Origin of the sequence: Octadecabacter temperatus, from assembly GCF_001187845.1 — a bacterium.
Taxonomy (GTDB): domain Bacteria; phylum Pseudomonadota; class Alphaproteobacteria; order Rhodobacterales; family Rhodobacteraceae; genus Octadecabacter; species Octadecabacter temperatus.
This window is the reverse complement of sequence record NZ_CP012160.1, coordinates 2,023,010-2,042,563: the sequence shown is the minus strand read 5'-3', so window position 1 is coordinate 2,042,563 and position 19,554 is coordinate 2,023,010. Positions and strand designations below refer to the sequence as shown.

Sequence of the window (19,554 nt, the reverse complement as noted above, 5' to 3'; positions counted from 1 at the left end):
TGAGTTTGAGATAGTCGAGTCTGTTTTTTGGAAAAGTGCTCTCACGGGGGATTGAAAAGATACGTCCGCAGTTAGGCGACTGTTAAGCAACTAAGAATATGAAGGCATCGGAGGCGCTTTTTGAAAGGCAAATACTGATGACGGAATTGTATGCATGCGTAGGGTCGGGGAATTGCATGAAGCCTTGGTTGGCGTTGAAACAATTGGGTAAGGACTTTAATTTGAAGATGGTCGACGTTTTGAAAGGGGAGCAAAAGGACGCGCATTATCTTGCCGTGAACCCGATGGGTGTTGTTCCGTTTCTTGTCACATCTGAAGGAGAAGGTATCGGGGAGAGCAACGCAATCCTCTGGTATCTCGCGGAAGGCTCTTACCTCATGCCTCAAACGGAAAAAGCGCGCGCAGAGGCGCTGCAATGGATGTTTTTCGAACAATCCAAGCTCGAGCCTTACATCGCGCCAGCACGGTTTTTCACTCATATTGTTCCGCAAGAACGCGAGTCTCATCTCGATGATATTGCCGCTTGGCAAAAGGCGGCGCGCCCTGGCTTGGCGAAACTTGACACGCATTTGGCAACACGTCGGTTCATCCTTGAGCAAGGGTATAGCGTCGCGGACATTGCCTTGTTTGGCTATGTCCACGTTCTGCAGGAAGCAGGATTGGATATGAACGAAACTCCAAACATTGCGCGTTGGATTGAAGACGTAACCCAGACGGAGAACTTTAGCTCCCTCGATGAACTTGGAACCCGGGTTCGACGGGCATCGTGATGCATTGACACGCACCGCGATTGTGAAAGGACTTTTACGGAACTGATGAAAATCTTGTCGATCATGCAGCAAGAGCCAACGCTTTCAGTGCGCTCTATTTCTGACGCAGGCGCGGGGGATATTCTTGAACGCCTCGACGTTGCCGTTTGGATATTCGATATCGACAATTCGCGGATAACATTTGCAAATCCGGCGGCGCTTGAATTGTGGAAAGCCCCGTCGGCTGAAAAACTTTATACGCGTGATTTGAAATCCGACATGACTCCGACAGTAGAAAAGCGGCTGAAGCAATATCAAAACGATTTCTCGCGATCTGACGCTACTTTCACTGAACTTTGGACGATTTATCCCAACGGAAAACCCAAAAGCGTGATGGTTGTGTATCGTGGGTATCAGCTCGCGGATGGCCGAATGGCGATGCAGTGCGAAGCCATTGGCGATGTCGAAAATCAGCCCGATAACTTGCGCAGCGCAGAGGCGCTTTTGCACACGGACGTGATGATCACAATGTTCAGTATGAAAGGGCCGCCTCTTTATCTGAACCCTGCAGCAAGAAATGCTTTCCTCGCGCCAATCGAGAGCTTTAGCGGCCTGTTTGATAATCCTGCCGACTTTGAGAGGGTCATTGCCCATGTCGAAACGGCCGGCGAACATAGGTTGGTCACGAAACTGCGAACCGTGCAGGGTAAGCGCTGGTTTGATTTGTCCCTGAAAAGCTGTTCTGATGCCGTGACCGGCGAACCGGCAATCCTTGTCACAGCGATCGATGTGAGTGAGTTGAAAGAGGCCCGCGACACAGCGCGCCATCTCGCCAATCGCGACCAACTGACGAACCTGCACAACCGATCGTATTTGCAGAACTTCCTAGCGCAATTGGAAGAAGAAGGCGCAGCGATCGGAAGTACAATTATCTTTTTTGATGTGGACCGCTTCAAGCTTATCAATGACAGGTACGGTCACGAGGCCGGGGATACAGTTCTTAAACAGATCGCGGAGCGTGCGCGCGCCGCATTGCGCGCGCAAGATATGATCGCACGCCTAGGTGGCGACGAGTTTGTGGTTGTCATCGAGGGCCGGTGTTCACGCGTCGCCCTAGAAAAACAAATTCAGCGACTTCGTAGCGCGATTTCCGCTCCGATCCTTCATGATAAAACGCGTATCGATTCAACAATTAGTGTTGGTGTTGCAGGATACACGGATGAGACGAAGCGCTTCACTGATGTCTTACGAGAAGCCGATATTGCGCTATATGCGTCTAAGCAGGCCGGGCGAAACTGCGTAACATTCTTTAACACCGAAATGGGCGCCGCAGCGCTTGCGCGTGATCAAACAGAGGTCGCACTGAAAAGGGCGGTCCAGACCAAGGAATTCATCCTTCATTACCAACCTAGGCTCGACATTCGGTCAGGTAAGATTGTTGGCGCAGAAGGGCTCGTCCGTTGGAATCGACCTGAACATGGGCTTGTGATGCCGGATGCCTTCATTTCGATATGCGAGGAAACTGGCCTGATCGATGAGCTGGGCAAGATGGTCCTTGAAATTGGCTGCGCTCAAGCGATTGCATGGCGCCATGCTGGGCTTGATTTGGACTTGTCTCTCAACGTCTCACCCCGCCAATTCTCGGATTCCGGTTTTTTGCCGTTACTGAAAAAACTCGCGTCGCAAACGGACTTCCCCCATGGTCATATTGAATTGGAAATCACGGAAACGGTGCTGATCGGCGATCACGTGTCGATTGCCGAGAAGCTAAAAGCCATTACCGCGATGGGATATCGCATTGCGATTGATGATTTTGGAACCGGTTATTCCAACCTCTCTTACATTTCACGTTTTCCTTTGACCTGTTTGAAGATCGACAGATCATTCGTTGACCAGCTTCCCACGTCCGGCCCGATTGTTCAGTTAATCTTAACTCTTGGTCAGCAAATCGGCGCGCGTGTTGTGTCGGAAGGGGTTGAAACCCAAGAGCAGCTTGATTGGTTGATTGAGCATAACTGCGAGGAAGCTCAGGGCTATCTGATTACACGTCCCCTCGACGTGGATGGGTTTGAAGCATTCTTACAAGGGAATGCCCCGACTGGCGTGGCCTAAAACTGTACGATCTGGACGCCATGCCGAAACTGCTGTCTGTTGCGCGAAACGCAGGAGAGCACTATGGCCGATCTTACTCATCAAATTTCGCAAGGGCGCGGCGATGCGCCTGCGGATGTGGTTTTGCGCGGGGCGCAGGTTTTTGACGTCATAACTGGTGCGATGTTGGAGGGCGATGTCGCGATTTGTGGCGACACGATTGTCGGGACCTGCGCGTCTTATGATGGTCGCGAAATCGTTGATGTTAGTGGTTTGACGCTTGTTCCAGGCTTTATCGACACGCACCTTCACATCGAAAGCAGCCTTGTCACCCCGTTCGAATTTGACCGTCTCGTAACGCCACTTGGCGTCACCACGGCGATCTGCGATCCGCATGAAATTGCAAACGTTCTTGGCGTTCCGGGTATCCAATATTTCCTAGACGCCGCACTTGAGACGGTTTTGGATATTCGCGTGAACCTGAGTTCCTGCGTGCCATCAACGAATATGGAAACCTCTGGTGCGCGGATTGAGGCGGACGATCTTGAACCGCTACGTTCCCATCCGCAGGTCATCGGATTGGCTGAGGTCATGAACTACCCCGGTGTCATTCACCGAGATTCCGGGATCATGGCGAAACTTGAAGCCTTTCGAGGCGGGCATATTGACGGTCATGCGCCAATGCTTTCGGGCAAAGACCTAAACGCCTATATCGCCGCAGGAATTCGCACCGAACATGAGGCGACGTCGGCCGATGAAGCCCGTGATAAACTGCAGAAAGGGTTGCGGGTTCTGATCCGAGAGGGGTCAGTTTCCAAGGACCTCGACGCGCTTTTGCCGCTGCTGGATGAACGCACCGCGAGTTATATGTGTTTTTGCACGGATGATCGAAATCCGCTTGATATCGGCGAACATGGCCATCTTGATTATCTCATCAGAACGGCCATCGCGCGTGGCGTGTCGCCTGTTGCTGTTTATCGTGCTGCGTCCTTGTCGGCGGCTGAAGCGTTCGGTTTGAAGGATCGCGGCCTAATTGCGCCCGGACAGCGGGCGGATATAGCCGCCCTTGGCAGCTTAGAGAATTGCGATGCGAAACTGACGTTTTGCGGTGGCGTTCATGCAGCCGAAGCGGCATTTAAGGCACGCAAAATCACACCCACCATCGGCCGCAACTCAGTGAATGCGCCAACTGTACAGGCGCAGGATTTCCGAACGGCTTCAAATCGGAGCGACACGGATGTCATCGGTGTTATCCCTGGCAAGATCATTACCGAACATCTGCATGAGAAAATCGAGCCGAAAAACGGCGACAAGGCACCGGATATTGCGCGCGACCTCATCAAGATCGCCGTGATTGAGCGCCATGGCATAAACGGGAATATCGCGACTGGATTTGTTAAAGGATTTGGTTTGCAAAGCGGGGCCATCGCGTCAACGGTTTGCCATGACCACCACAATATCGCCTGCGTCGGTGCGGACTACGACGACATGGCGCTGGCCAGCAATCGCATGACTGAACTTGAGGGTGGGTTTGTGGTGGCGCAGAACGGTAAGATCCTTGCCGAATTGGCGCTTCCGGTCGCTGGCTTAATGAGTTTGGAACCGTTTGAGGTTGTGCGCGAGACGTTGGAAGACCTGCGAGATGCCGCCAAAAGCCTTGGTGTGACGCTCGAAGAACCTTTCCTTCAGCTTGCGTTCCTCGCGCTGCCTGTGATTCCGATGCTCAAGATTACGGATCGCGGCATGGTTGATGTCGCGAAGTTCGAGATCATCAGTTAGGCGATCTGACCGTCCGCAGTGAGGGTCAGCATTGCGGGCAAGGCCTTGTCCAATACGTCTTGTGCGTTGGGAAGGTCGTTCATTGTGGCACGTCGCGTGGCGGCGGTTTGGCTCAAGCCGTGACCAAGCCATCGTTGAATAAGCCGCGCACGAAGGTCTTCCATTGGTACGTCAAGGCGCACCGAAAGTGTCCAGAGAGGGGCGAGGTTGAACCATGGGGCGTCGTCAAACAGCAGGTAATTGCCTTCGACAATGACCACCTCGGCGCTGGCTGGCACGATCCGCGCGCCTGCGATTGCGATATCACGGGTGCGGTCGAAAACTGGAACAGCAACGTCTGCGCGTTCCTTAAGACGGCGTACCAAATGAATGAACCCCGCTCCGTCAAAGGTATGCGGTGCACCCTTGCGATTTAGATCACTACGCACTTCAAGCACTTGATTGTCCAAATGAAAACCGTCCTGCGGTACGATTACGGTTTCACACTTCTGGGCGTTCAACCGCCGTGCGAGTTCTTCGGCAAGCGTAGTCTTACCGCTTGCGGGCGGGCCTGCGATCGCGACAAGAATGCGCGTTGGCCCTTCGCGAAGGGCGTGAATGTGCTCGGCCAGAATGTTGATTTGGGGCGTTAGGTCTAACAAAGAGATCTCCAGTTCAACTCATTTGAATCGATGCTGGTTTGTTCCGCAAGAGGTTTACGAGCGCGGCGGCAAGTTTCGGCTGGCATCCTTGCGAAGGGACGGTTTCATCTTATCGCCGTGAGCATCCAGAAATGTCCAAACACGCGGCGCATCATGGCGGCCTAATTCACGTAACCACCACGAAACTGACTTTTGGATGAACCAAGCTGGGTCATTGGTGTACTCAGCAGCCCAGCCCAAAACACGCTCGCGTATTTCCAAGTCCTGTGGTTTTGGGTTGTTCATTTTGGTCCAGGGCAGGGTCATGACCATGGCGGCGCGTTTCGTCCATAGGTGTTCGGATGTTGTCCATGCCTCAAGTGTGTCGATGCGCGATGGATCGGCCAGTAGGCGACGTGAGCCTGCGCCGCTGACGTGATCAGCGATCGCCCAGGAATCAAATTGTGGAACCCATGACTGGATCAGGTCCCAGACAGCATCATCTGGATTGATACGGGCCTGCACCATCAGTTTTGCTGCAGCGACGCGGGCTTCATGGATGTTGCTGTCCCAAAGCGCGGCGGCAAGCGTTGTACGATCTTCAAGCGAAAGCGCGGCACGCCACTCTTTGACGGCGTCATAAATCACCGGGTTCGCCACGCCGAAATAGGGGCGGTCCACCTTGTGATAGGCTTTCATCTCAGCCGCTTTTTGCGGGTTTGCGTGGATTTGCAACGCCGCAATCGCGTCCTCAAGAGGGATCATTCTACTGTCACCGATTTCGCCAAGTTACGCGGCTGGTCAACGTCTGTTCCTTTGGAAACGGCGGTGTGATAGGCCAGCAGCTGCGCGGGGATCGCATAGACGATGGGGGCGACGAAAGGGTCAACCTCTGGCATCAAGATCGTGTCCCAAACGCCGGGGCCGGCTTCCTTGGCGCCTTGCTCGTCTGTGATCAAAAGCACCTTGCCGCCACGGGCCATTACTTCTTGCATGTTGGAAATCGTTTTGTCGAACAGTGCGTCACGTGGCGCCATAACGATGACGGGAACGTGTTCATCAACCAGTGCGATTGGCCCGTGCTTAAGTTCACCTGACGCATAAGCTTCGGCGTGTATGTAGCTGATTTCTTTTAGTTTAAGCGCACCCTCGTGGGCGAGGGCATACATCGGACCACGGCCCAAAAACAGAATATCGCGTGCTTCTGCAAGATTGCGCGAAACCGCCTTTGTACGTTCGCCAAGCGCCAAAGCATGGTTCATGATACCCGGAACAGACTTCACTTGCTCAAGCGCCTCGGCGACTTGTTTTGCATCCATATGGCCACGGTCCTGCGCGGCTTTGATCGCAAGGATCGCAAGAACAGTCAGTTGGCATGTGAACGCTTTGGTCGATGCCACGCCGATTTCAGTACCGGCCAATATGGGCAACGGCAGATCGCTTTCGCGTGCGATTGAGCTTTCGGGGACGTTCACCACAGAGATGATTTTGTCAGCCTTGCCTTCGCAATAGCGCAACGCGGCCAGTGTGTCCGCGGTCTCTCCGGATTGGCTGACGAACAGGGCCGCCGTGCCTTTGGTGATCGGTGGTTCGCGGTAACGGAATTCGGAAGCAACGTCGATTTCGACGGGCAGGCGGGCGACCTGTTCAAACCAGTACTTCGCCACAAGACAGGCGTAGTATGCGGTACCGCAGGCGACCATTGTCAGGCGCTCAATCTTTGTGAAATCAAGTCCCGGATCAGGAAGTTCGATCTTGCCGTTCTTTATGTAGTAGCCGAGCGCGTTGGTCAGCACAGACGGCTGCTCAGCAATCTCTTTGGACATGAAGTGTTTGTGGCCACCTTTGTCGACAGACGCGGTGTCGATGTTGATGACGCGCATTTCGCGATTGGCGATGCGGCCTTCACCGTCGCGAATTTCAACTGACGTGCGGGTGATGATCGCCCAGTCGCCTTCATCCAGATAGGTGACTTTGTCGGTCATCGGGGCAAGTGCGATGGCGTCTGAGCCGACGAAATTCTCGCCGTGACCATGCCCAATCGCAAGGGGGGAGCCCTTGCGCGCTGCGATCATCAGATCTTCTTCGCCCTCAAAGAGGAAGCAAAGCGCATAAGCGCCTTCCAGCCGCGCGATTGTTTTCTCAGCGGCGTCGCGTGGGCTAAGTCCTTGATCCAGAATACTTTGAGCGAGCAGGGCAACGGTTTCGGTGTCTGTGTCTGTCTCGTAGCCGATGCCTTGTTCTGCAAGTTCTTCACGCAGCTCGCGGAAGTTTTCGATGATCCCGTTGTGGACAACCGCAACTTGCCCAGATTTGTGCGGGTGGGCGTTGTTGACGTTCGGCTGGCCGTGGGTCGCCCAACGGGTGTGGCCAATGCCGGATTTTCCGGCAAGGGGCTCATGCACCAGCAAATCTTGCAAGTTCACCAGTTTGCCAACGGCGCGGCGGCGATCAAGCGCGCCGCTGTTTACCGTCGCGATACCCGCGCTGTCATAGCCGCGATACTCAAGCCGCTTGAGCGCCTCAACAAGGATTGGGGCCGCTTCATGCTGTCCAAGGACACCTACAATTCCACACATTTTCAGGACTCCTTAGCGGCGTTTGCCTTCTTAGACTTTAACTTTTCGAACATCCGACGGGCAAAACCTGTCTTGTTCTCTTGACGGGCGCGACCAACGGCCAAATCACCATCGGGTACGTCTTTTGTGACGATTGTTCCGGTGGCAGTCATGCTCTCGTCGCCCAGTGTGACAGGGGCGACAAGCATTGTGTTCGACCCGACAAACACGTTTTTGCCAATCGTTGTGCGATGTTTAAACACGCCGTCGTAATTACACGTAATCGTACCTGCGCCGACATTGGATTTCTCACCGATCTGTGCGTCACCAATGTAGCTGAGGTGGTTCACCTTCGCGCCCGCATCGATCGTCGCATTTTTAACTTCCACGAAGTTTCCGATTTTCACGCCTTCAGACAGTTCGGCGCCGGGGCGCAGGCGCGCATAGGGGCCAACGACGCTTTCACGCGATACATGGCAGCCCTCAAGGTGGCTAAAAGCACGGATGGTGGCGTTGTTTTCAACGGTCACGCCTGGGGCAAATACGACATTTGGCTCAATCACCGTGTCCGCACCAATATAGGTATCATGGCTGAAATAGACGGTGTCAGGGGCATGCATGGAAACGCCATTTTCGAGAGCATCCGCACGGGCGCGGGTTTGAAAGGCAACCTCGGCGACGGCCAGTTCAGGACGTGAATTGATGCCCATGGTTTCGGCTTCATCACAGCGCACAACAGTGGCGGATAGGCCTTTGGAACGGGCGATACCGATGATGTCTGTAAGGTAATATTCGCCGGACGCGTTTTCGTTTGAAACGCTGTCGATAAGGTCGAACAGAACGTCGGACTTTGCGCAAATCACACCTGAATTACAAAGCGTTATGGCACGTTCGGCGTCAGTCGCGTCTTTGAATTCTACAATCGCGCTTAGCGCATCACCATCCATAACCAAGCGCCCGTAGCGACCAGGATCAGCGGCGTCAAAGCCCAAAACAACCACATCATGCTCGGCACGTGCTGCCAACATCGCATCAAGGGTTTCCGGCTGAATGAACGGTGTGTCACCGTACAAAACAATCGCGTCGCCGCCGAAACCTGCAAGCGCATCGCCCGCTTGCTGCACTGCATGCGCTGTGCCGAGCTGTTCTGTCTGCAAAACAACATCAACATCGTCGGACCAATCGCGTGCAGCGACTTCCACCAGCTCAGCGCCGTGGCCAGCAACAACGACAGTTTTCTCAGGCTCAAGGGTTGCACCGGCCTTCATCGCGTGAACCAAAAGCGGCGCACCAGCGATTTTGTGCAGGACTTTGGGCAGATCGGATTGCATCCGAGTGCCTTTTCCTGCGGCCAAAATAATAAGAGCGACTGTCATATTTGCCTCAAGGTTGTAATTTTTCCACCTTCATACGCAGGAATGCTGATTGCGCAAGTCTGGGGGCTTCACATCCCATGTCGCTGCGTTACAGAAGGGTAAACAGGGGAAAACATCATGCGCTCAGTCATTTTTGATTTAGATGGAACACTGGCGGACACGTCGGGCGATTTGATAGCGGCCGCGAATGTCTGCTTTGAGGGGCTCGGTCTGGGCGCTTTGCTTGATCCGGCAAAGGATGCAGGGACGGCCCTGCGTGGTGGGCGTGCGATGCTGTCGCTTGGGTTTAGCCGCGTTGACGGCTTTGGCGAGGATGAAATCTTGCGCCAGTATCCGGTGCTGCTTGAAACCTATGCAAAGGATATCGATACACATACGGTCATGTATGATGGGGCGATGGATGCTGTTGAGGCTTTAAAATCAGCGGGTTACGGCGTGGGCATCGCGACGAACAAGCCAGAAGGTCTGGCTGAGGAGTTGATGAAACGGTTGGGTGTGCGCGATGCGTTCGCATCCCTTGTGGGGGCCGACACGTTGCCCGTCCGCAAGCCTGATCCAGAGCATTTGTTTGAAGCTGTGCGGCGTTTGGGCGGTGATACTGCCAAGACTTGTTTGGTCGGGGACAGTGATACGGACCGCAATACGGCATTGGCCGCAGGGGTTCCGTCGATCCTTGTGACGTTTGGCCCATCCGGTGAGGATATGGCTGCGCTCAAGCCTGAAGCATTGATTGATGACTTCGCAGAACTTCCGTCAGTTGTTGAGCGGCTTTTGGCCGGCGCGTAAACACCATTGACGCGTGAGGCGTGCACCCCCACACATGCCACATGACAAAGAATTACACAGAACAGTTCACCGGTAGTTTCACCCAACAAGAACCTATTGCGCAGGCGGGCATTGATGCGGTCTTGGCTGTAATGGGGCATGGACGGTTGCACCGCTATAACACCGTGGATGGTGAAATTGCCGAAGCGGCGTTGCTGGAAGAAGAGTTCGCCACCTACACGGGGGCAAAGTACTGCCTTGCTGTGGCGTCGGGTGGCTATGCGATGACCACGGCTATGCGGGCCTGTGGCGTCAAACATGGTGACAAGGTTCTGACCAATGCGTTCACTCTTGCCCCTGTTCCGGGCGCGATTGCCGCAGTTGGGGCCGCGCCTGTTTTTGTTGGCGTGACTGAGAATCTGGTGATCGATCTTGATGATCTCGCCGCAAAAATCGGCCAAGCCAGCGTGCTGTTGCTGTCCCATATGCGCGGTCATATCTGCGACATGGATGCGCTGATGGCGCTTTGTGACGGGGCTGGGGTGACAGTGATTGAAGACTGCGCCCATACAATGGGGGCCGAGTGGAACGGCAAACCTTCTGGGCGTTGGGGCAAGTTTGGCTGTTATTCGACCCAGACCTACAAGCACATGAATTCCGGCGAAGGTGGCTTGCTGATCTCTGACGATTCTGACGGAATGGCCCGCGCGATCATGATGTCGGGCAGCTATATGCTGTTTGAACGTCACCGCGCAGCACCGCCGCCCGAAACCTTTAAGCAGATCAAATATGAAACGCCCAACATTTCAGGGCGAATGGACAACCTGCGCGCCGCGATACTTCGCCCACAACTCGCTGGTTTAAAAACGCAATGTGACCGTTGGAATGCGCTGTACCGCGAGGTTGAAGCAGGCCTGAAAGATACCCCAGGTTTAAAACTGATCGATCGTCCGGCAGCTGAAGACTTCGTTGCGTCCTCGTTCCAGTTCTTGCTACTGGACTGGAAGCCCGATGCGGTTCAAGACGTCATAACACGCTGCCTTAAGCGTGGAGTCGAACTAAAGTGGTTTGGCGGGGCTGAACCCACAGGCTTTACATCGCGCTATGACAGCTGGCGCTATGCTGCGTCCGAGCCGATGCCAAAGAGCGACCGTATTTTGGCAGGGATCATCGATATGCGCCTTCCGCTGACGTTCTCGACGCAAGATTGTGCTCAGATTGCACGCATCATTCGCGCCGAAGTTGGTGCTGTTTGGCAAAGCGGGGCTGGGGCGATCACATAGTCGGCCCACCGCTATTTCAATCCTGAACGTTATCTTGCAGAAAGACCGCAATTGATTGAAGCCATTGCCGGGACGTTTTGGCTTCGATGTGACAAAGGTAAATGGGAACGAATATGCGTGTTTTAGCTCTCGTAGTCACAACTATGTTTGGGTCATCCGCCATGGCTGAAGATGCAGACATTCCGCAGGAAGACGTGACTGGGTTTGAGGCCTGCTTCATTCAGTTGATGATCGACAATCCGGACAACGCGATGCTGGAAGTGATGGGACCGATTGTGTGCGGTGAACGTCATGTACCAATGGGACAATCATGCGATGCGCTGGGCTATGTGCTGTTTGATCGCCGTGATGCGTGCAAGCAAGATGATTTGGTATTCTGGCAAACCCAAGTTGAGACTCGTGCCGCTGCTGCTGTTGATGCGGGGCGTGCGGGTGTTGGGATGCTACACCTATCTGGGCTTGAGCGTTGCCAAGACGAAATCGACGACGGCCCAGAACGGCTTGAATGTGAGATCGAGATAAACTGGCGCACGTCTATGGAGTTCATCGCAGCTGATCTGGTCGCGGAACTTGTCGGGGATACAGAATGAAACATCTGTTGAGCGTTCTCCTCATCGCACTTGCGGCACCTTCCGCCGCGCAGGATTTCAACATTGATCCGCATCTGATTGATCGTTGCCTTGCGATAAACGACGAAACCCCAATGCGGTGCGTTGGGCGTCAGGCGGACGTGTGTGCACAGCGCAATGGGGGCGGGGCCGACATGGTGATTTCCGCCTGTCTGGCTGCCGAAGCCGAGGTTTGGGATGGTTTTCTCAACAATTCCTACGCGCGGGTTCTTGAACACGCTAAAACCCATGAGGGTATGGATGTCGGATATGAGCAAGGCCAGCTTACAGACGCTGTCCGCGATATGCAGCGCGCATGGATCGCGTACCGTGACGCAACGTGCGGTCATGCACTTGCGCGGGCCATGCCATTTGGCTCTGGTGCGGGGCCTGCAGCGAATGAATGTCAGTTGCGTGAAACAGCGCGGCAGGTTTTCCAGCTGCAATATGTCGAAAGGTCGTACCGCCAATGATTCGTCTATTGGGGCTTTCATGCCTTGTTCCATTTGCCGCCTTTGCCGAACCGCAGCCAGCGGTCCTTGCGTTGATGCCCCATATGGATGTCACGGCTGCCTGTTTTGATGGTGCTGAAGATCGCGCAGAAGCAACAGCTTGTATTGGGCTGGGATCGTCGATCTGCATGGAAGCCGATCCTAACGGCTATACGACATTGGGAATGGCATTCTGTGCGCACGCTGAAGCCGAAGCGTGGGACCGATTGTTGAACCGCGACTATGCAGAGATGATTGCAGCGTTTCAAAGAATCGACGCGGATACCGCAAAGCTGTTTCCCGAATTCGCGAACCGCGAAGACTCTCTGCGTGATGCGCAGCGCGCTTGGATCCCAGCACGGGATGCCGATTGCACGCTGGCCTATGCAATCTGGGGCGAAGGATCTATGCGCCAAATAGAAGGGGCCCAATGTCGCATGCGAAAAACTGCTGAGCGTGCTATTTATCTCCGGTTCCTTGAAGACCACATTCGGTAATCAATTTCGCGCCTAGCTCGCACCAAAACCAAAAGGCACTTCTTATGTCCGATAAACCAAGCCGCCGCGATTTTTACTCAGGTATTCCGTGGGTTAACGTGACTGCGCAGGAAGCACATGCGCATCCACTTGGTAAACTGGGGCCGATTGAGTGGGTGATCGTTGTCTATTTCATAGGGATTTCGATCCTCAAATTCTGGCTGTCATTTGACTACGGCATGGGCTTAGGCGGCGCGTTCTTGAACAGCATTTGGCCCTTCCTTGTTGGCTTGGGCTTAGCGCTGCGCGTGCCGTGGGCTGTGATTATGGCGATGATTTCCGCGGCGTTGACGGCCTACGCATTGGTGCGCGGTTTGGGCGGTGGTGGCGACTTAATCACCCTGTTTGAAATGATCGCAAGTGTGGGTATTCTGTTCTACCTGATCGACGCAGACCGCCCGAACCTGATCTATCGTCACCGCTATCGTAAATACTCCGTTGAGGACGATAAAGCGGCCTAAATCTGTGTCGCGGGGGCGGGGCGTTCAAAAAACACCCGAATAGGTGCAATTGCGTCCATATGTGACGTCTCGGCCCGTTGACCCTCAAAGGTCCGCGAGATAAACGAGCAAGCAACATTAGGGCCCGCCGCTGCGTGCCCGCCAACGTTGGAGTTGTCGCTCGTGGACGAGATGCTCAGAGAATACCTGCCAATCATCATCTTTTTAGGGCTCGCCATCGTGCTGGGCATAATTTTGATCCTTGCCGCTGTCGTTCTGGCGGTGCGCAATCCTGATCCGGAAAAAGTGTCTGCGTATGAGTGCGGATTTAACGCCTTTGATGATGCGCGCATGAAGTTTGACGTGCGTTTTTACCTTGTTTCGATCTTGTTCATTATTTTCGACCTCGAAATCGCGTTCTTGTTCCCATGGGCTGTCGCCTTTGGTGACATCAGCATGGCGGCATTCTGGTCGATGATGGTGTTCTTGGCGGTCCTGACGGTTGGCTTTGCATACGAATGGAAGAAGGGAGCGCTCGAATGGGAGTGATGGCAGGCGAGAATACCGCTGGTGTTGACCGTGAGGTTGCGACCCAAGGCTTGAACAATGAGCTGAACGACAAGGGTTTCCTTGTTACGTCTTCCGCGGATCTGATCAACTGGGCCCGTACGGGGTCCCTGCACTGGATGACCTTCGGGTTGGCCTGCTGTGCGGTTGAGATGATGCACACCTCCATGCCGCGCTATGATGCTGAACGTTTCGGTATCGCGCCCCGTGCCTCCCCACGTCAGTCCGATGTGATGATCGTCGCGGGTACGCTGACCAACAAAATGGCCCCCGCACTGCGCAAGGTTTATGACCAAATGCCAGAGCCACGCTACGTGATCTCAATGGGGTCCTGTGCGAACGGTGGTGGTTACTACCACTACAGCTATTCCGTTGTACGCGGCTGTGATCGCATTGTGCCCGTGGACATCTACGTTCCGGGTTGCCCGCCAACAGCAGAAGCCCTGCTTTATGGCATCCTGCAATTGCAACGCAAAATGCGCCGCACCGGCACAATCGTAAGGTAACCGCTATGTCTGATGCTTTGAACGAGCTTGGCGAACACATTGAACTCAAGCGCCCTGATTGTGTGCTGTCTTGGGATGTCACCGGTGGTGAGCTGACGGTTGATGTCGCCCCTGCGAACATCGCTGGGTTTGTGGAATTCTTGAAGGTCGATAACACCTGCAAGTTTTCATCCTTGGTTGATATCACCGCAGTTGATTACCCGGGCCGCGCCCAGCGGTTTGACGTGGTTTACCATTTCCTGAGCATGTACCAGAACCACCGCATTCGCCTGCGTGTGAAAACCCGTGAAGACGAGATGGTGCATTCCATCATGGATGTTCACCCGTCCGCCAACTGGTTTGAACGCGAAGTGTTCGACATGTTCGGCATCATCTTTAAGGGCCACCCGGACCTGCGCCGCATCCTGACGGACTACGGTTTCCGCGGCTATCCGCTGCGCAAGGATTTCCCGACAACGGGTTACACCGAAGTTCGCTACGACGACGTACAAAAGCGTGTTGTCTACGAACCTGTGTCACTGGTTCAAGAATACCGCCAGTTCGATTTCATGTCCCCGTGGGAAGGCGCTGAGTACATCCTTCCGGGTGATGAGAAGACCAAGGAGGAGGCGAAATGAGTGGATGGGCTGTTTTACTTTGCATCTTGTTGCTTGGCCCGTTCGCTTTGTTGATCAGCGGAGTTCGGGAAAAACTGTTTGGCGCGAATAGTGCTGCCGGAGGAATGAAATGATGGACGGAACCAAGAACTTCGATGACGCCCTCACAGGCGAACAGAAGATCCGCAATTTCAACATTAACTTCGGCCCGCAGCACCCTGCGGCGCACGGGGTTTTGCGACTTGTTCTGGAACTTGACGGCGAAATCGTTGAACGCTGCGATCCTCACATTGGCCTGCTACACCGTGGCACTGAAAAGCTCATGGAAAGCCGGACGTACCTGCAAAACCTGCCGTACTTTGACCGTCTTGATTACGTCGCGCCGATGAACCAAGAACATGCTTGGTGTCTGGCGATTGAAAAGCTGACAGGCACGGTCATTCCACGTCGCGCGTCCTTGATCCGTGTATTGTTCTGTGAGATCGGCCGCGTGCTGAACCACTTGATGAACGTCACCACACAGGCGATGGACGTTGGTGCGTTGACCCCACCTGTTTGGGGCTTTGAAGAACGCGAACAATTGATGGTGTTTTATGAACGTGCCTGTGGCGCACGTTTGCACGCTGCCTATTTCCGCCCCGGCGGTGTTCACCAAGACCTGCCAGCTGGCTTGATGGAAGACATCGAAGCTTGGGCCGATCAGTTTATGGCCAAGTTCATGGTCGACATTGATGGCCTGCTGACCGAGAACCGGATTTTCAAACAGCGTAACGTCGACATCGGTGTTGTGACGGAACAGGATATCCTTGATTGGGGTTTCTCTGGTGTGATGGCACGCGGTTCCGGTCTTGCGTGGGATTTGCGTCGCGCGCAGCCTTATGAATGCTACGACGAATTTGATTTCCAAGTTCCAGTTGGCACGAACGGTGACTGCTACGACCGCTACCTGTGTCGCATGGAAGAAATGCGTCAGTCTGTTTCCATCATCCGTCAGGCCATCGCTAAACTGCGTGAACCTGAAGGGCAGGGCGACGTTATGGCGCGCGGCAAGATCACGCCGCCAGCTCGCGCTGAGATGAAGACATCAATGGAAGCGCTGATCCATCACTTCAAACTTTACACTGAAGGCTTCCACGTACCTGCGGGCGAAGTTTACGCCTGCGTTGAAGCGCCAAAGGGCGAATTCGGCGTGTTCCTTGTGGCAGATGGTTCAAACAAACCGTACCGCGCCAAGATCCGCGCACCTGGCTTCTTGCACCTGCAAGCGATGGATCACATCGCGTCCAAGCATCAGCTTGCTGACGTTGCGGCGATCATCGGCACCATGGATATCGTTTTCGGGGAGATCGACCGTTGATGGCCGCTTCCCCAATCATCTTATTCATCGTGGCTGGACTGGGATCGCAGGCATTGCCAATGGCAGTGTTCGCAGCACTCACTGGACTCGCATTTGGGGCAGGGATGTGATGAAGCGTTTTGTTTTTGCCAGCCTGTTGATTGCTACGCCTGCGTTCGCGCAAGACGCTGATGAAGCGTCCGTTGCGGCGATGAAAGCTGCAATTCTGGATGCGGGCTGTGTTGTTACGGCTGAGAACGGCGACGCGGTTCTTGAAGCGTCCGGTCTGACCGAAGAAGAAACCATGTCCGTGATCGCGACAATGTACGCGGCGGGTTCCGTAGCTCTGGAAGCGGACGGGTCCATGAAACTAATCGACGAGGCGTGTGAGTGAAATACGCCGTGCTCCTCCTTGCGGGCTTCGCGCTTGCTGGCTGTGACGGCCAAAACGGGCAGACCTTGCCTGATGGTGTCACGGCTGCGGATGTCGCACTTTTCAGAGCCGCAGTTGCGGATGCGGGCTGCAGCATCACATCAGATGCGCAAGCGGCCCCCGTTGAAGCCCGCACCGGGTTTAGCGAAGACAAACTTAGATCTATTACACAATACCTTCGGCTGAATGGCGAAACCGACGTGGGCGCCACCGGCTTTAGACTGACTTCAGGAACTTGTGCCAATGCTTAGACGCCTCCACTTAGACCAACCTGCAAGCTTTGCTTTCACGCCAGACAACCTAGCGTGGGCTGAGGCCCAGATCACGAAGTACCCTGAAGGCCGTCAGGCTTCTGCGATCATTCCATTGCTGTGGCGTGCGCAGGAACAAGAAGGCTGGTTGACTCGCAAGGCGATTGAAACGGTCGCTGAAATGCTGGGCCTTGCCTATATGCGTGCCCTTGAAGTGGCGTCGTTCTACTTCATGTTCCAGCTTCAGCCTGTTGGCACAGTTGCCCACATTCAGGTGTGTGGCACGACGTCTTGCATGATTTGCGGCGCGGAAGACTTGGTCGCTGTCTGCAAAGAAAAAATCGCGTCTGAACCGCATGAAGTATCTGCCGACGGTAAGTTTTCTTGGGAAGAGGTTGAGTGCCTTGGATCCTGTTCAAACGCGCCAATGGCCCAGATCGGTAAAGACTATTACGAAGACCTGACAGCCGCCAAAATGGGTGAACTGATTGACGCGCTTGGCCGTGGTGAAGTTCCACTACCTGGCCCGCAAAACGGTCGCTACGCTGCTGAACCTTTGAAAGGCCTGACCACGCTGACAGAAATGGACAGCGGCAAGCACCAGTACAACGCATCCGTTCAGTTGGCCCATGATATTGGCGACACTGTTAAGCGTATCGATGGCACTGAAATTCCGTTGCTTGCTCCATGGCAGGGTTCTGGCAAGACAGCTAAGAAACCGGCTGCAAAGAAGGCTGCTGCTAAAAAGCCTGCCGCGAAAAAAGCGGCAGCACCTAAGGCTACTGCAAAGCCCGCTGCAAAAGCCGCCAAGCCAGCTGCTAAAACGGCAAAGCCGGCCGCGAAAGCAACGCCTGCTGCGAAAGCTTCAGCTGCAAGCACGGCCACTGAATCAAAACCACGCACCATGTCTGCGCCACGCAAATCTGGTGCTGATGATCTGAAACTGATCAGCGGTGTTGGCCCGAAACTTGAGGGCGTTCTGAACGAATTGGGCTTCTGGCACTTTGACCAAATTTCAAAGTGGGGCGTAGGCGAAGTGGCTTGGGTCGACAGCCGTTTGAAGTTCAAAGGCCGCATCGAACGTGATGGTTGGATCGCACAAGCGACCAAACTTGCCGCCGAGAAGTAGAATTCAGACATAAACCACACGAATTAGTCGAAATGCGCCGCCCAAATACCACATTTGGGCGGTTTTTCGTGCTTCTCCCCCTTATCAAGTGACACCCGCTTGTCTAAGGTCTGCGCAACTATGACGCAGGGTTGGGAAAAGCTGTGTTTGAAACAGGAAGGGTTAATAAATGAAAACGTCCTCTAACAAGATGGGTATCCTCGCAATTGCCGCCATTCTCGGCATTGTTGCTTTGATCGTGGCCTATAAGGCGCTGCACTATGCGGGTTTCACGTCCTTTATCATTGGCTTGATCGTTGCGATTATCGCTTGGATCATCCTTTGGCTCGGTTGGGGCAAGACAGACGATGGCGCTTCTTTGGGCGGCGACGCATCTGCGTCCGGTAGCCGAACTGCGGCAGCAGGCGCAGCGACGGCCGCAACTGCAGCTGGTCTTGTTGGCGTAGCAGCTGGTGCAACATCCAAAGCAGCTGGTGCTGCAGGCGATGCGGCAACATCCGCGGCAAGTGCAACAACTGGCGCAGCAAAGAGCGCGGCGTCCACTGCGAAAGCGGGTGCGACAACTGCAGCTAAGGGCGCAACTGGTGCTGCGGCGACGGCAACGAAAGCGACGAAATCTGCGGCGAAGTCCACAGCGGGTGCTGCGAAAACAGCAGCTAAGTCTGCGACGAGCACAGCCAAAACAGCAGAAAAATCTGCAAAAGGCACAGCCAAGACCGCAGCCAAGTCAGCAACGGGTGCGGCAAAGTCAGCAGCGAAAACTACGACTGGTGCGGCGAAGACAACTGCTAAGAAAGCAACAGGCGCTGCGAAGACTGCGACAGGCACTGCGAAGACAGCAACAAAGGCCGCTGCTAAACCAGCAGCTAAGACGGCTGCGAAAAAAGCAGCAAGCACAACGAAGGCTGCGACAAGCACTGCTAAAGCGGCTTCGAAACCTGCCGCAAAAGCGAAACCTGCCGCAAAAGCGAAACCAGCTGCGAAAGCCGCAGCAAAGCCTGCCGCTAAGGCGAAGCCCGCTGCAAAAGCTAAAGCATCCACTGCAAAGGCAACCACTGCGAAATCCACAACGGCGAAAGCTGCCAAGCCTAAGGCGGCTCCGGTTGCTGCCGATGGTAAGCCAGCAACGCTAACCAAGGCACGTGCGGGTGGCGCGGACGATCTTAAGCAGCTTAAGGGTGTCGGTCCGGGTCTGGAAAAAACACTTAACGAGCTTGGTTTCTATCACTTCGATCAGGTCGCCGGCTGGCGCAAGAAAGAAGTTGAGTGGGTTGATAGCCGCTTGAAATTCAAAGGCCGCATTGAGCGCGATGAATGGATCAAGCAAGCGAAGACACTGGCCAAAGGCGGAACGACTGAGTTCGCCAAGAAGGTCAAAAAAGGTAAAGTCTACTAGGACCCCCGAAATAATCGTAAAAGGCCCGCCGCAGAGATGCGCGC

At 54.5% G+C, this 19,554-nt stretch carries 21 protein-coding genes; 17 read left to right on the top strand and 4 right to left on the bottom strand.

Going from position 1 to position 19,554, the window contains the following annotated elements:
* Nucleotides 1-98 precede the first annotated feature (98 nt).
* From OSB_RS10300 to ade, 3 genes are all read left to right on the top strand, one after another.
* Entirely contained in the window at nt 99-770 is a 672-nt protein-coding gene (locus OSB_RS10300) for a glutathione S-transferase family protein (protein ID WP_082166452.1), read from the top strand.
* 45 nt (nt 771-815) lie between these two features.
* Entirely contained in the window at nt 816-2,861 is a 2,046-nt protein-coding gene (locus OSB_RS10295) for a putative bifunctional diguanylate cyclase/phosphodiesterase (RefSeq protein WP_049834920.1), read from the top strand.
* A 63-nt stretch (nt 2,862-2,924) separates the two neighbouring features.
* Entirely contained in the window at nt 2,925-4,619 is a 1,695-nt protein-coding gene (gene ade, locus OSB_RS10290) for an adenine deaminase (RefSeq protein ID WP_049834919.1), read from the top strand.
* On the opposite strand, the gene OSB_RS10285 is transcribed toward ade, so the two are convergent.
* The 4 genes from OSB_RS10285 to glmU are packed head-to-tail and all read right to left on the bottom strand — an operon-like array spanning nt 4,616 to nt 9,173.
* Nucleotides 4,616-5,260, bottom strand: a complete 645-nt coding sequence (locus tag OSB_RS10285; RefSeq protein WP_049834918.1) for a nucleoside/nucleotide kinase family protein — start codon at nt 5,258-5,260, stop codon at nt 4,616-4,618. The genes ade and OSB_RS10285 overlap by 4 nt on opposite strands.
* Nucleotides 5,261-5,314: 54 nt before the next feature.
* Nucleotides 5,315-6,004: a DNA alkylation repair protein gene (locus OSB_RS10280; RefSeq protein ID WP_049834917.1), complete on the bottom strand. Its 690-nt coding sequence runs from the start codon at nt 6,002-6,004 to the stop codon at nt 5,315-5,317.
* A complete protein-coding gene (gene glmS, locus OSB_RS10275) occupies nt 6,001-7,818 on the bottom strand; it encodes a glutamine--fructose-6-phosphate transaminase (isomerizing) (RefSeq protein WP_049834916.1) in 1,818 nt (605 codons plus the stop codon). The genes OSB_RS10280 and glmS overlap by 4 nt, the downstream gene beginning before the upstream one ends.
* A 2-nt stretch (nt 7,819-7,820) precedes the next feature.
* Nucleotides 7,821-9,173 (bottom strand): bifunctional UDP-N-acetylglucosamine diphosphorylase/glucosamine-1-phosphate N-acetyltransferase GlmU, encoded by a 1,353-nt coding sequence (gene glmU, locus OSB_RS10270; RefSeq protein ID WP_049834915.1) that lies wholly within the window; start codon nt 9,171-9,173, stop codon nt 7,821-7,823.
* A gap of 117 nt (nt 9,174-9,290) precedes the next feature.
* On the opposite strand from glmU, the gene OSB_RS10265 reads away from it, so the two are divergent.
* The 14 genes from OSB_RS10265 (at nt 9,291) to OSB_RS16805 (ending at nt 19,510) form a co-directional block, all read left to right on the top strand.
* Nucleotides 9,291-9,959, top strand: a complete 669-nt coding sequence (locus OSB_RS10265) for an HAD-IA family hydrolase (RefSeq protein WP_049834914.1) — start codon at nt 9,291-9,293, stop codon at nt 9,957-9,959.
* A 41-nt stretch (nt 9,960-10,000) separates the two neighbouring features.
* Nucleotides 10,001-11,221: a DegT/DnrJ/EryC1/StrS family aminotransferase gene (locus OSB_RS10260; protein ID WP_049834913.1), complete on the top strand. Its 1,221-nt coding sequence runs from the start codon at nt 10,001-10,003 to the stop codon at nt 11,219-11,221.
* A gap of 161 nt (nt 11,222-11,382) precedes the next feature.
* Complete coding sequence (locus OSB_RS10255) at nt 11,383-11,811, top strand: hypothetical protein (protein WP_143831247.1); 429 nt, start codon at nt 11,383-11,385, stop codon at nt 11,809-11,811.
* Nucleotides 11,808-12,302 (top strand): lysozyme inhibitor LprI family protein, encoded by a 495-nt coding sequence (locus tag OSB_RS10250; RefSeq protein WP_049834911.1) that lies wholly within the window; start codon nt 11,808-11,810, stop codon nt 12,300-12,302. Before OSB_RS10255 ends, OSB_RS10250 begins: the two co-directional genes overlap by 4 nt.
* Nucleotides 12,299-12,817, top strand: a complete 519-nt coding sequence (locus tag OSB_RS10245; protein ID WP_049834910.1) for a lysozyme inhibitor LprI family protein — start codon at nt 12,299-12,301, stop codon at nt 12,815-12,817. Before OSB_RS10250 ends, OSB_RS10245 begins: the two co-directional genes overlap by 4 nt.
* 44 nt (nt 12,818-12,861) lie before the next feature.
* The gene (locus tag OSB_RS10240; RefSeq protein WP_049834909.1) at nt 12,862-13,317 is read left to right on the top strand and encodes a hypothetical protein; all 456 of its coding nucleotides are present in this window, start codon (nt 12,862-12,864) and stop codon (nt 13,315-13,317) included.
* A 162-nt stretch (nt 13,318-13,479) separates the two neighbouring features.
* Nucleotides 13,480-13,845, top strand: coding sequence for an NADH-quinone oxidoreductase subunit A (locus OSB_RS10235; RefSeq protein ID WP_049836120.1), 366 nt, complete (start codon nt 13,480-13,482; stop codon nt 13,843-13,845).
* Nucleotides 13,845-14,369: a NuoB/complex I 20 kDa subunit family protein gene (locus tag OSB_RS10230; RefSeq protein ID WP_049834908.1), complete on the top strand. Its 525-nt coding sequence runs from the start codon at nt 13,845-13,847 to the stop codon at nt 14,367-14,369. The genes OSB_RS10235 and OSB_RS10230 overlap by 1 nt, the downstream gene beginning before the upstream one ends.
* A 5-nt stretch (nt 14,370-14,374) precedes the next feature.
* A complete protein-coding gene (locus OSB_RS10225) occupies nt 14,375-14,986 on the top strand; it encodes an NADH-quinone oxidoreductase subunit C (protein WP_049834907.1) in 612 nt (203 codons plus the stop codon).
* Between the two features lie 109 nt (nt 14,987-15,095).
* Nucleotides 15,096-16,322: an NADH-quinone oxidoreductase subunit D gene (locus tag OSB_RS10220; protein ID WP_049834906.1), complete on the top strand. Its 1,227-nt coding sequence runs from the start codon at nt 15,096-15,098 to the stop codon at nt 16,320-16,322.
* 109 nt (nt 16,323-16,431) lie between these two features.
* Nucleotides 16,432-16,695, top strand: coding sequence for a hypothetical protein (locus OSB_RS10215; protein WP_049834905.1), 264 nt, complete (start codon nt 16,432-16,434; stop codon nt 16,693-16,695).
* A complete protein-coding gene (locus tag OSB_RS10210; RefSeq protein ID WP_049834904.1) occupies nt 16,692-16,985 on the top strand; it encodes a hypothetical protein in 294 nt (97 codons plus the stop codon). The genes OSB_RS10215 and OSB_RS10210 overlap by 4 nt, the downstream gene beginning before the upstream one ends.
* Nucleotides 16,978-18,114 (top strand): NADH-quinone oxidoreductase subunit E, encoded by a 1,137-nt coding sequence (locus OSB_RS10205; RefSeq protein WP_049834903.1) that lies wholly within the window; start codon nt 16,978-16,980, stop codon nt 18,112-18,114. The genes OSB_RS10210 and OSB_RS10205 overlap by 8 nt, the downstream gene beginning before the upstream one ends.
* A 169-nt stretch (nt 18,115-18,283) precedes the next feature.
* Nucleotides 18,284-19,510 carry an NADH-quinone oxidoreductase subunit E gene (locus OSB_RS16805; protein WP_049834902.1) on the top strand — a complete coding sequence of 409 codons (1,227 nt, stop codon included), beginning with the start codon at nt 18,284-18,286 and terminating at the stop codon, nt 19,508-19,510.
* Nucleotides 19,511-19,554 lie beyond the last annotated feature (44 nt).

Bases quoted from the DNA above. Each gene is read 5' to 3' on its own strand.
- OSB_RS10300 (WP_082166452.1), top strand. From the start codon at position 99: ATGAAGGCATCGGAGGCGCTTTTTGAAAGGCAAATACTGATGACGGAA.
- ade (WP_049834919.1), top strand. From the start codon at position 2,925: ATGGCCGATCTTACTCATCAAATTTCGCAAGGGCGCGGCGATGCGCCT.
- OSB_RS10215 (WP_049834905.1), top strand. From the start codon at position 16,432: ATGAAGCGTTTTGTTTTTGCCAGCCTGTTGATTGCTACGCCTGCGTTC.
- OSB_RS10255 (WP_143831247.1), top strand. From the start codon at position 11,383: ATGGCTGAAGATGCAGACATTCCGCAGGAAGACGTGACTGGGTTTGAG.
- OSB_RS10280 (WP_049834917.1), bottom strand. From the start codon at position 6,004: ATGATCCCTCTTGAGGACGCGATTGCGGCGTTGCAAATCCACGCAAAC.
- OSB_RS10265 (WP_049834914.1), top strand. From the start codon at position 9,291: ATGCGCTCAGTCATTTTTGATTTAGATGGAACACTGGCGGACACGTCG.
- OSB_RS10250 (WP_049834911.1), top strand. From the start codon at position 11,808: ATGAAACATCTGTTGAGCGTTCTCCTCATCGCACTTGCGGCACCTTCC.
- glmU (WP_049834915.1), bottom strand. From the start codon at position 9,173: ATGACAGTCGCTCTTATTATTTTGGCCGCAGGAAAAGGCACTCGGATG.
- OSB_RS10260 (WP_049834913.1), top strand. From the start codon at position 10,001: ATGACAAAGAATTACACAGAACAGTTCACCGGTAGTTTCACCCAACAA.
- OSB_RS10295 (WP_049834920.1), top strand. From the start codon at position 816: ATGAAAATCTTGTCGATCATGCAGCAAGAGCCAACGCTTTCAGTGCGC.
- OSB_RS10245 (WP_049834910.1), top strand. From the start codon at position 12,299: ATGATTCGTCTATTGGGGCTTTCATGCCTTGTTCCATTTGCCGCCTTT.
- OSB_RS10205 (WP_049834903.1), top strand. From the start codon at position 16,978: ATGCTTAGACGCCTCCACTTAGACCAACCTGCAAGCTTTGCTTTCACG.
- glmS (WP_049834916.1), bottom strand. From the start codon at position 7,818: ATGTGTGGAATTGTAGGTGTCCTTGGACAGCATGAAGCGGCCCCAATC.
- OSB_RS16805 (WP_049834902.1), top strand. From the start codon at position 18,284: ATGAAAACGTCCTCTAACAAGATGGGTATCCTCGCAATTGCCGCCATT.
- OSB_RS10240 (WP_049834909.1), top strand. From the start codon at position 12,862: ATGTCCGATAAACCAAGCCGCCGCGATTTTTACTCAGGTATTCCGTGG.
- OSB_RS10220 (WP_049834906.1), top strand. From the start codon at position 15,096: ATGATGGACGGAACCAAGAACTTCGATGACGCCCTCACAGGCGAACAG.
- OSB_RS10225 (WP_049834907.1), top strand. From the start codon at position 14,375: ATGTCTGATGCTTTGAACGAGCTTGGCGAACACATTGAACTCAAGCGC.
- OSB_RS10230 (WP_049834908.1), top strand. From the start codon at position 13,845: ATGGCAGGCGAGAATACCGCTGGTGTTGACCGTGAGGTTGCGACCCAA.